12 protein-coding genes are annotated in these 10,266 nt (G+C 60.8%); 10 read left to right on the top strand and 2 right to left on the bottom strand.

Features of this window, described 5'->3' with window-relative positions; genetic code table 11:
- The first annotated feature begins 238 nt into the window (after positions 1–238).
- Entirely contained in the window at positions 239–1,717 is a 1,479-nt protein-coding gene (locus tag GZ093_RS10080; RefSeq protein ID WP_296485492.1) for a SulP family inorganic anion transporter, read from the top strand.
- Positions 1,718–1,728: 11 nt separating this feature from the next.
- On the top strand, positions 1,729–2,586 hold the full coding sequence (locus tag GZ093_RS10075; protein WP_296485490.1) for a universal stress protein: 858 nt from the start codon (positions 1,729–1,731) through the stop codon (positions 2,584–2,586).
- Between the two features lie 12 nt (positions 2,587–2,598).
- Here GZ093_RS10075 and GZ093_RS10070 read toward each other — a convergent pair whose 3' ends face one another.
- Positions 2,599–3,603 (bottom strand): sodium:calcium antiporter, encoded by a 1,005-nt coding sequence (locus GZ093_RS10070; protein ID WP_296485489.1) that lies wholly within the window; start codon positions 3,601–3,603, stop codon positions 2,599–2,601.
- Between the two features lie 95 nt (positions 3,604–3,698).
- On the bottom strand, positions 3,699–4,676 hold the full coding sequence (locus tag GZ093_RS10065; RefSeq protein ID WP_296485488.1) for a D-glycerate dehydrogenase: 978 nt from the start codon (positions 4,674–4,676) through the stop codon (positions 3,699–3,701).
- A 212-nt stretch (positions 4,677–4,888) separates the two neighbouring features.
- Here GZ093_RS10065 and GZ093_RS10060 point away from each other — a divergent pair, with 212 nt between their 5' ends.
- Genes GZ093_RS10060 through GZ093_RS10025 form a run of 8 tightly spaced genes read left to right on the top strand, consistent with a single transcriptional unit; the run spans position 4,889 to position 10,263 of the window.
- Positions 4,889–5,365, top strand: coding sequence for a Na+/H+ antiporter subunit E (locus GZ093_RS10060; protein WP_296485485.1), 477 nt, complete (start codon positions 4,889–4,891; stop codon positions 5,363–5,365).
- Positions 5,365–5,649, top strand: a complete 285-nt coding sequence (locus GZ093_RS10055; RefSeq protein WP_296485484.1) for a monovalent cation/H+ antiporter complex subunit F — start codon at positions 5,365–5,367, stop codon at positions 5,647–5,649. Before GZ093_RS10060 ends, GZ093_RS10055 begins: the two co-directional genes overlap by 1 nt.
- On the top strand, positions 5,646–5,975 hold the full coding sequence (gene mnhG, locus GZ093_RS10050; protein ID WP_296485482.1) for a monovalent cation/H(+) antiporter subunit G: 330 nt from the start codon (positions 5,646–5,648) through the stop codon (positions 5,973–5,975). Before GZ093_RS10055 ends, mnhG begins: the two co-directional genes overlap by 4 nt.
- Before the next feature lie 11 nt (positions 5,976–5,986).
- The gene (locus GZ093_RS10045) at positions 5,987–6,499 is read left to right on the top strand and encodes a DUF4040 domain-containing protein (protein WP_296485480.1); all 513 of its coding nucleotides are present in this window, start codon (positions 5,987–5,989) and stop codon (positions 6,497–6,499) included.
- Entirely contained in the window at positions 6,496–6,924 is a 429-nt protein-coding gene (locus tag GZ093_RS10040) for a Na(+)/H(+) antiporter subunit B (protein WP_296485478.1), read from the top strand. Before GZ093_RS10045 ends, GZ093_RS10040 begins: the two co-directional genes overlap by 4 nt.
- Complete coding sequence (locus GZ093_RS10035) at positions 6,921–7,316, top strand: cation:proton antiporter subunit C (protein ID WP_296485477.1); 396 nt, start codon at positions 6,921–6,923, stop codon at positions 7,314–7,316. Before GZ093_RS10040 ends, GZ093_RS10035 begins: the two co-directional genes overlap by 4 nt.
- Entirely contained in the window at positions 7,313–8,797 is a 1,485-nt protein-coding gene (locus tag GZ093_RS10030) for a monovalent cation/H+ antiporter subunit D family protein (protein ID WP_296485475.1), read from the top strand. Before GZ093_RS10035 ends, GZ093_RS10030 begins: the two co-directional genes overlap by 4 nt.
- Entirely contained in the window at positions 8,797–10,263 is a 1,467-nt protein-coding gene (locus GZ093_RS10025) for a monovalent cation/H+ antiporter subunit D family protein (protein ID WP_296485473.1), read from the top strand. The genes GZ093_RS10030 and GZ093_RS10025 overlap by 1 nt, the downstream gene beginning before the upstream one ends.
- The last annotated feature ends 3 nt before the right edge of the window (positions 10,264–10,266 follow it).

Genomic DNA, 10,266 nt, shown 5'->3' with positions numbered 1-10,266 from the left:
ATCAATCCACGGGTCAGTCACCTCTTTTTGTATTCAAATTCAAGTGCTTACGCTCGTGACCTCGACGTCATGCCGCTTATGTAAGTGCCATTCGCCTTAAGTCGACTCCTCTATTCCCTGGCGCCCCGCGCGCCTTCCTTGCCGACAAACTCCGCAACCCTGCGGCTCAGGCGGTTCATACTTGTTTTTCATTGATTCACGACTACCGGGCAATGCCGGTACCAATCCCTTATTGCCTATGCCTCAACCATCTTTCCGCCAAGACTGGTTTTCCAACATCCGCGGCGACCTGCTCGCCGGCCTGGTCGTGGCGTTGGCCCTGATCCCCGAGGCGATTGCCTTTTCCATCATCGCCGGCGTTGACCCCAAGGTCGGCTTGTATGCGTCATTCTGCATTGCGGTAGTCATCGCCTTCACGGGCGGACGGTCCGGCATGATCTCGGCAGCCACCGGCGCCATGGCCCTGGTGATGGTCCTGCTGGTCAAGGAACATGGCTTGCAGTACCTGCTGGCGGCGACCGTGTTGACAGGATTGCTACAGATCGTCGCCGGCCTGCTCAAGCTGGGCGTGTTGATGCGCTTTGTCTCGCGGTCGGTCATCACCGGCTTCGTGAACGCACTGGCCATCCTGATCTTCATGGCACAGTTGCCCGAGTTGACCAACGTCAGCTGGGTGGTTTACGCCATGACCGCTGCCGGCCTGGCCATCATCTACGGCTTTCCGTACATTACCCGGGCGGTTCCTTCACCGCTGGTCACCATCGTCGTACTCACTGGTGTGGCCATGGCGCTGAAGCTGGACATCCGCACCGTGGGCGACATGGGACAGTTGCCGGACAGTCTGCCTATCTTTCTGCTGCCCGATGTGCCTTTAAATCTGGCGACGCTCAAAATCATCCTGCCCTTCTCCGCCACGCTGGCGGTAGTCGGCCTGCTGGAGTCGATGATGACCGCGTCGATAGTTGACGAGTTAACCGACACCAGCAGCAACAAGAACCGCGAGTGTGTCGGTCAGGGTGTGGCCAATATCGCCAGCGGCTTCATTGGCGGCATGGCCGGTTGCGCCATGATCGGACAATCGGTGATCAACGTGAAGTCCGGCGGGCGGGGACGCTTTTCAACCCTGGTGGCCGGGCTGTTCCTGCTGATTCTGATCGTGTTCCTCGGCCCCTGGGTCAAGCAGATCCCGATGGCGGCGCTGGTGGCGGTGATGATCATGGTCAGCATCGGCACCTTCAGCTGGGACTCGATCCGCAAGCTGCGCGAACACCCGCCGAGCTCATCCCTCGTGATGATGGCCACCGTGGTGGTGACGGTGTCAACCCACGACCTGGCCAAGGGCGTGTTCGTCGGCGTGTTGCTGTCGGGCATCTTCTTTGCCCACAAGGTAGGACGTGTGCTGCGCATTGACCGCAGCATTGACGAGGAAGGCCGGGTACGCACTTACGGCGTCGTCGGCCAAGTGTTCTTTGCCTCGTCAGAGACTTTCATCGCCGCCTTTGACTTCAAGGAGGTGGTGGAGAAGGTGCGCATCGACGTGGGCAGCGCCCATTTCTGGGACATCACGGCGGTGAGCGCGCTGGACAAGGTGGTGCTCAAATTCAAGCGTGAGGGCACCGAGGTCGAAGTGATCGGATTGAATGAGGCCAGCGCGACGATGATGGACAAATTTGCCATCCACGACAAGCCCGGCGCTGTTGAACAACTGATGCATTGAAGGGAAAGAATATGAACAAGGTTTATGCCTGCATCGACGGACGCGCCACCACGGCGGCGGTGATTGACGGCGCTGTCTGGTCGGCACAGCGGCTGGACGCGCCACTGGATTTTCTGCATGTGCTGGAGCGCCCGCTAGCGCGTGCAGCGGTCAGCGATTACAGCGGCGCCATTGGCCTGGGCGCACAGGAGTCGCTGTTGCTCGAGCTAAGCGAGCTCGACGAGAAGCGCAGCAAGCTGGCCCAGGAAGCCGGTCGGCGGCTGCTGGTGACGGCCCGTGAGCGTGCCGCTGCGGCTGGTGTGTCGCAGCTCGATGCCCGCCTGCGCCATGGCGAGCTGGTGGACAACCTGCTGGAGGTCGAGATGGATGCCCGGCTCTTCGTGCTGGGTCAGCACTACCACGCCAGCCAGCCCTCGAAAATCCATCTGGACCACCACGTCGAGCGCGTCATCCGCTCGGTGAAGCGCCCGGTGCTCGTCGTGACGGGTGAACGCTTTGACGCGCCGAAGCGCGTTGTGATTGCCTTCGACGGCAGCCCCACCGCAAGCAAAACCATCGAGACGGTGGCGCGCAGTCCGATGCTGGTCGGCCTGCCGGTGCTGGTCGCGATGGCGGGTGTCGATAGCCCGCTGGCACGCCAGCAATTGGAAGAAGCCCGCCGCGCGTTGGCCACGGCCGGCTTTAGCGCCGAGATCGAACTGGCACCCGGCGAGCCCGAACAAATATTGCCTGCACTGGTCAAAGCGCAAGGCGCTGCCCTGCTGGTGATGGGCGCTTATGGTCACTCACGCATCCGCCAGCTGATCGTCGGCAGTACGACGACCACGCTGCTGCGCCTGAGTGAAGTGCCGGTTTTGATCCTTCGCTAAATGCTGTAAACGCTACTGGCCGTGCAGAAACTGAACGGCAGCATTCAGCAGGTACAGCACCAGCAACGCCAAGCTGGCCCAACTGGCGCTGCGCCACACGCGTGACACCGGCCGGTAGGCCAGCGCCACGATGACCACGCCGCTCATCAGGCAGGCAGTGATGGCCGACACGGCATGCACCGGCGACACATGCGCATAGATGGGGCCAGGCCGGTAGGCGAAGTCATCAATCGCCAGAATCAGCACGTCAAATAGATTGCTGCCCAGCAGGTTACCAAATGCCATGTCGATCGCGCCGATGCGAATGGCGCCCCAGGTGGTCGCCAGCTCGGGTACCGAGGTGGCGAAGGCCACGAACAACGTGCCAACGAAGGAACTCGACCAGCCCATCACCCGGGCCAACTCCACGCCAATGATCGGCAGCCAGATGCCCGCGCCCACAATCGCGGCCGAGGCCACGCCATAGCTCATGAGCGCCGCCTTGAGGGTCATATCCGGTCGCTCGGCCACGACGGTGCTGGTGTTGCGCTGCTCCGTCAGGTACAGCGCACGCATCGCCACCAGATACATCACGAAGATCATCACGCTGGCCAAGCTGACATGCCCAATGGAGGGCATCATGCCCTGCGTGGTCAGCAGCAGCGCCAAACCCACGCCCGCCAACAACATGACGCCGAAGCCCGCCGACACGATATGGCCTTGACCCGCCAGGGCGTAGATGGCGCCGTGGCGATAAGACACATCGATCATGGCAAGAATCGCTAGGTTGAAAACGCAACTGCCCAAGACGTCACCCACGGCAATGTCGGGCGCGGAGGCGACCGTCACGGCGCTTAAACCAGTCACCAGTTCTGGCAACGAAGTCACGGTGGCGATCAGAATCAGTCCCACCCAGTTGCGCGAAAGCCCGGTGAGCGCGGCAATGGCATCCCCGTAGCGGCTCAGGCGCACACCGGCAACGCCAATCACGCCCACGCACAGTGCAAATTGCAGCCAGATCAAGGCGATAGGATTCATGGTGTTCGACAACAGAACGACGGGCTGGATGTCAGCGACAAGCTCTGGACAGCCTTATGTTTCTGGAAGCCTGATCGCCTGGCAATGTCTAAAAATTAAATCAGCACCTTGGCGTTGAGCGGTGTCAGTGGCTTGTTATTGAGCAGAAATCCGATCAGGTTGTCCGCCGCCAGATTGGCCATGGCCAGGCGCGTGGGCAGAGTGGCGCTGGCGATGTGCGGCGTCAGCACCACATTGGGCACGGTCAACAAATCAGGGTGCACCTTGGGCTCGCCTTCGAACACATCGAGGCCGGCGGCGGCGATGGTCTTGTTGCGCAAGGCCGCTGCCAGCGCGGCATCATCCACGATGCCGCCGCGCGCGATGTTGACCAGCGTCGCGGTGGGCTTCATCTGCGCCAGCTCGGCTGCACCGATGGCGTGATGTGAAGACGCCGAATACGGCAGCACCAGCACCAAATGATCTGCAGTCTTCAGCAATTCTTCCTTGCTGACATAACTGGCCTTGCATCCCAACTCGGTTGCCGCATCCAGCCGGGAACGATTGTGATAAATCACCTTCATGCCAAACCCATGTGCGCCGCGTCGGGCGATGCCCTGCCCGATACGGCCCATGCCCAAAATGCCCAGCGTGCTGCCATGAATGTCAGCGCCGGCAAACAGGTCATAACGCCAGCGCGTCCACTGGCCGGCGCGCAAGAAGTGCTCGGCCTCCGCCATGCGCCGAGCCGTTGCCATCAGCAGGGCAAAGCCGAAATCAGCCGTGGTCTCCGTCAACACGTCCGGCGCATTGGTCGCCAGCACACCAGCGGCGGTCATGGCGTCAAGGTCGAAATTGTTGTAACCCACGGCCATGTTGGCGCAGATTTTCAACTCAGGGCAGGCGGCCAGCAGCGCGGCGTCAATGCGCTCGCCACCCGTCGTGAAGATGCCCTGCTTGCCTTGCAGCTTCTGAATCAGTTGAAGCGGGGTCCAGGCTTCGTCGGCCTGGTTGCTGCTTACGTCGAAGTGCTGCGCCAAGCGGGCAATAACTTCCGGAAAGACAGCGCGGGAGACAAGAATACGGGCTTTCATTGGCAATCCTCATATCAGTTCAAAAACAAATTCGCTTGGCATTATCAACGCCACATTCTCAACCACCGCAAGTCCACCCCCATAAATCGGACACTGACACCACTTGGAAACCCCAAGCTGAACAATAACTGACGACCCCGGCACAATTTTTAGAGACGCATGAAAGAGGTGTCTACAATGCAAAATCTTTTAATCCACAGCCAAAAAACGACGTGTTCCATTCCGTCAGCCTATTTGCGTTCTTGTACCTCTTTTGGCTATTGTTGTCAGGATTCTTCACGCCCTTTCTGCTGTCGGCGGGCGTCGGCTCTGCGCTCGCCGTCGTCTGGTTCGCGCGCCGAATGGATGTTGTCGACTCTGAAGGGCATCCAGTCCATTTGGCGCCCAAAGCGCTGTTTTACTGGCCGTGGCTCGTCAAGGAAATCATTAAATCAGGGTGGGATGTCAGCAAAATCATTGTGGACCCCAAGCTCCCCATCAGTCCGACCCTGGTGCGTTTCAAGCCGAGCCAAAAGACGATTGTCGGCTTGGTCCTTCACGCCAATTCCATCACCCTGACACCGGGCACCATCACCATTGAGGCGCACGCGGGCGAGTTCCTGGTCCATGGCCTCACACGCGGTGCTGCGGCCGGCGTGGTGGGCAGCGAAATGGATCGTTTGGTCACCACTTCCGAGGGCAAGGCCTGATGTTTGCGGCAGCCACTCTGGCGCTCTTGGTCACAATCACGCTGGCGTTGGTACGTGCGGCTTTGGGCCCCACTGTGTTCGACCGCGCCCAGGCTGGCAACACCATCGGCACGGTCGCCATGCTGCTGCTGGCAGTGTTGGGCTTTCTGAATGGGCGCCCTGAGTTTCTGGACCTGGCCATCGTCTACGGCCTGCTCAACATCATCGGCACGATTGCGGTATTGAAGTACTTCCGCCGTGGTGACCTGGGTGACGCGGGCGACGACGAAGAGCCTGCCGCATGAGCGTCTTGGTCGATGGCCTCAGTTGGGTCTGCCTGGTCGTGGGCGGCGTTTTTTGTGTGATCGGCGCGGTAGGTCTTTTGCGCATGCCCGACTTTTACACCCGTATGCACGCCGCCAGCGTCATTGAAACCCTGGGCGCCGGGCTGATCCTGCTGGGGCTGATGTTGCAGGCGGGTGCCACGCTGGTGTCGGTCAAGCTCCTCATGATCGGTTTGCTGATCTTGTTTGTCAGTCCGACTGCAACGCACGCACTGGCTCGCGCCGGCATGGCGCGCGGGCTCAAACCGCTTTTGGCGGACGAGGAGAACACAGCATCGAAGTCCTAGTCATTAACGTCTTGATGGTGCTGATGGCTGTCACCGCGTGGGTCATCGTTCGCAATCGCAATCTGTTCAGCGTGATCGTGCTCGGGGGCATCTACAGTTTTCTGATGGCCACCGTGCTGGTCGCCATGGACGCCGTAGACGTGGCCATGACGGAGGCAGCGGTTGGCGCGGGTATCTCCACCGTCCTCTTGCTCGGGGCCTTGTATTTGTGCAAGAGCGAAGAAGCGCGCCCGCCCAGCAAACCCTTGATCCCCCTGCTCGTGTCGCTGTCAGTGGGTGGAATGCTGGTCTACGGCACGCTCGGCCTGCCCGAATTCTCCGACCCCCACGCACCGATCCATCAGCATGTCGTACCGCGCTACCTCAATGAGATCAAGCAAGAGGTCGACGTGCCCAATGTGGTCACGGCGGTATTGGCCAGTTACCGTGGCTATGACACGCTGGGCGAAACCACGGTGGTCTTCACGGCCGGTGCCGGTGTGGTGGCGCTCTTGCGGCGCCGTCGCAAGGGCCGCAAGCTATGAAAAACGATTTGATCCTGCGCGTCATCGCCAAACTGCTGATCCCGTTCATTCTGCTGTTTGCCTTGTACGTGCAATTTCACGGTGACTTTGGCCCGGGCGGCGGCTTCCAGGCGGGCGTCATTCTGGCAGCAGCCGTGATTTTCTACGCGCTGATCTACGGTTTGGCCGATGCCCGCAAGGTCGTCCCGGAGCCGCTAGTGGAATCGATGATGGCCATTGGTGTCTTGATCTATGCGGGTGTCGGTGTGGCCGGCCTGTTTCTGGGTGGCAACTACCTGGACTACTTTGTGCTCGACCCGAACCCGGTGCACGGCCAACATCGCGGCATTTTCTGGGTCGAAGTGGGCGTGGCCACCACCGTGTCCGGTGTGATGTTGAAAATCTTCTATATGTTCGCTGACCGCAGCAAGGTGGACGACGAATGACAGGCGCAACGAGTTCAATGACGCTGGGCGGTCACTTTACCTACTTCATCACCATCTTTCTGATGATCGCGGGCTTGTTCATCGTCATCTCGCGCAGCAACCTGATCAAGAAGCTGGTGGGTCTGGGTATTTTCCAGACCTCGGTTTATCTGCTGTACATCGCACCGGCCAAGTTGATCGGTGGCACGGCACCGATTTTGAGCGACGCGTTCACGGTCTATTCAAACCCCCTGCCCCACGTCCTCATACTCACGGCCATTGTGGTGGGTGTCGCGACATTGGCCCTGGGCCTGGCCCTGGTGGTGCGCATTCGCGAGGCCTACGAGAGCATCGAGGAAGATGAAATACTGGAATTGGACGCAAAACCAGCACGCGATGGAATAGAGCCATGAATCTGCTCTCCCATCTGCCTGCCCTGCAGGTTGTCATTCCGCTGATGGCTGCGCCGCTCACAGTGTTGCTGCGCCGGCGCAGCGTGGCGTTTGCCGTGGCGCTGATCGCAAGCTGGGCTGCACTGGCGATCGCCGTGCTGCTGTGGCTGCAGGTGCGCGACAGTGGCGCCATCAGCTATGCCATCGGCAGCTGGCCCGCCCCTTGGGGCATCGAGTACCGCGTCGACCGGCTTAACTCATTCATGCTGGTCCTGGTGTCGGGCATTGCCGCGCTGGTACTTCCCTTCAGCCGCGCCAGCATCGAAGCCGAAGTGCATCCGTCGCAGCACTACCTTTTCTACACCATGTTCGTGCTGTGCCTGACCGGGCTGCTCGGCATCGCGATCACGGGCGACGCCTTCAATATTTTCGTTTTCCTGGAAGTCTCGTCGCTGTCGGCCTATGTCCTGATTGCGCTTGGGCGTGACCGGCGCGCGCTGTTTGCGGCCTACCAGTACTTGCTGATGGGGTCGATCGGCGCCACCTTCCTGGTCATCGGGATCGGCTTGCTTTACCTGATGACCGGCACGCTGAATCTGGCTGACATGGGGCTGCGCATCGCCACCGTGCAGGGCACGCGGCCGGTGCTGGCGGCGCTGGCCTTCATCACGGTGGGCGTGTCACTCAAGCTCGCACTGTTCCCGCTGCATCAGTGGTTGCCCAACGCCTACACGTTCGCACCGTCGGCGGTATCGGCCTTCCTGGCGGCCACCGCCACCAAGGTGGCGGTGTACGTGCTGCTGCGTTTCTATTTCACGGTATTTGGCGAGTCAGCCGTGTTCGCCAAGCTGCCGATGGCCCAAATGATGCTGCTGCTGGCGCTGGCCGGCATGTTTGCCGCAAGCACCGTTGCGATCTTCCAGAACGACCTGAAGCGCCTGTTCGCCTACTCCAGCGTCGCGCAAATCGGCTACATCATTCTTGGCATGTCATTTGACTCGGTCACTGGCCTGACGGCCAGCATCGTCCACCTGTTCAACCACGGCGTGACCAAGGGCGCGATCTACATGCTATTGGGCTGCGTGGCACTTGGCATGGGCGGCACCACGCTGGCGCGCGTGCAGGGCCTGGGCAAGCGCATGCCGCTGACCAGCTTTGGCATTGTGATCGGCGGTCTGTCCTTGATGGGGGTGCCGGGCACGGCAGGATTCATCAGCAAATGGTATTTGCTGCTGGCCGCGTTGGAGAAGGGCCAGTGGTGGCTGGTGTTCATGATTGTGCTGTCGTCCTTGCTGGCCGCCGCCTACGTCTGGCGCTTTGTTGAAGCCGCGTACTTCCAGGAGCCGCGCAAGGACACGGCAGAGGTTGCCACGACACCTTGGCTGATGAGCATCCCGACCGCCATTTTGGTGATTGCGATTGTGTACTTCGGGCTCGACACCTCATTCACCATTGGCACGGCGTCTGATGCGGCAACCGCACTTTTGGGAGGGCGGCGCTGATGCTGACCCCCGAACAGGCCATCCTCGCTGGCATGGCGGTGCCACTGGCAGGGGCCTTGCTGATCTCATTGGCGCGGCGCCTGCCCAACCTGCGCGAAGGCATCACGCTGGTCACGGCAGCGACGTTGCTGGCCTGCGTGCTGTCGCTGCTGCCCGTGGTGCTGGGCGGCGCGCGACCGGGCGTTGTCTTGTTCAGCCTGCTGCCGGGCCTGCAGATTGCCTTCAAGGTCGAGCCCCTGGGGATGCTCTTTGCCCTGATCGCTTCAGGCTTGTGGATCGTGAACTCCTTGTATTCGATTGGCTACGTTCGGGCCAACAAAGAGGCGAATCAAACGCGCTTCTTTGTCTGCTTTGCGCTCGCAATTGCAGCCACCATGGGCATTGCGTTCTCCAGCAACCTGTTCACGCTGTTCATCTTTTATGAGTTGCTGACACTCAGCACTTATCCGCTGGTCACGCATCACGGTACCGAAAAAGCGCGCGCTGGTGGTCGTGTCTACCTCGGCCTGCTGCTCAGCACATCCACCCTGTTCCTGTTGCCGGCGCTGGTCTTCATCTGGTACATCGCCGGCACCACGGACTTCACGGTTGGAGGTATCCTGGCTGACAAGCTCGGGCCCACCGAGCTCGCCCTTTTGCTCGCATTGTGTGTGTTCGGCATTGGCAAAGCGGCGCTGATGCCCTTTCACCGCTGGCTGCCTGCCGCCATGGTGGCGCCCACCCCGGTGTCTGCATTGCTGCATGCGGTCGCTGTGGTCAAGGCCGGCGTGTTCAGCGTCGTCAAAGTGATCGTCTACGTATTCGGTTTTGACACGCTCGCATCAGCGGGCGCAACCCACTGGCTGGTGGCGGTGGCCGGTTTCACCATCATTGCGGCCTCGGTCGTGGCGCTGACAGCCGACAACCTGAAACGGCGACTGGCCTACTCCACGATCAGCCAGCTGTCTTATGTGATCATGGCCGCGGCCCTGCTGGCGCCTTTGTCCCTGATCGGCGCCGTATTGCACATTGCGGTGCACGCGGTGGGGAAGATCACTCTCTTCTTCGCTGCAGGCGCGATCTACACCGCAGCGCATAAAACCGAGGTTAGCCAACTCGACGGCATCGGCCGGCGCATGCCCTGGACCATGGGCGCCTTTGCGATCGCCGCGTTGTCAATGATTGGGCTGCCACCGGCCGCTGGTTTTATCTCCAAGTGGTACATGTTGTCAGGCGCGATGGCCACGCAGCACTGGCTCGCAGTGGCGGTGATTGTGCTGAGTACGCTGCTTAATGCGGGCTACTTCCTGCCCATCGTCTACCGCGCCTTCTTCGTGGCGCCACCCGCCGACCCGCACGGCCACCCGCATGGCGAGGCGCCATTGCTGATGGTGATCGCGCTCACCGTCACCGCTGCGGGCACCGTGCTCTTGTTCTTCTTCCCTGGCGTGCCCCTGGAGTTGGCGCGGCAGATGATTACCCCGTGAGGA

Origin of the sequence: Rhodoferax sp. (genome assembly GCF_010365055.1) — a bacterium.
In the GTDB taxonomy this organism is placed as follows: domain Bacteria; phylum Pseudomonadota; class Gammaproteobacteria; order Burkholderiales; family Burkholderiaceae_C; genus Rhodoferax.
The sequence above is the reverse complement of the archived record's forward strand: the minus strand, read 5'-3'. Positions and strand labels throughout refer to the sequence as shown.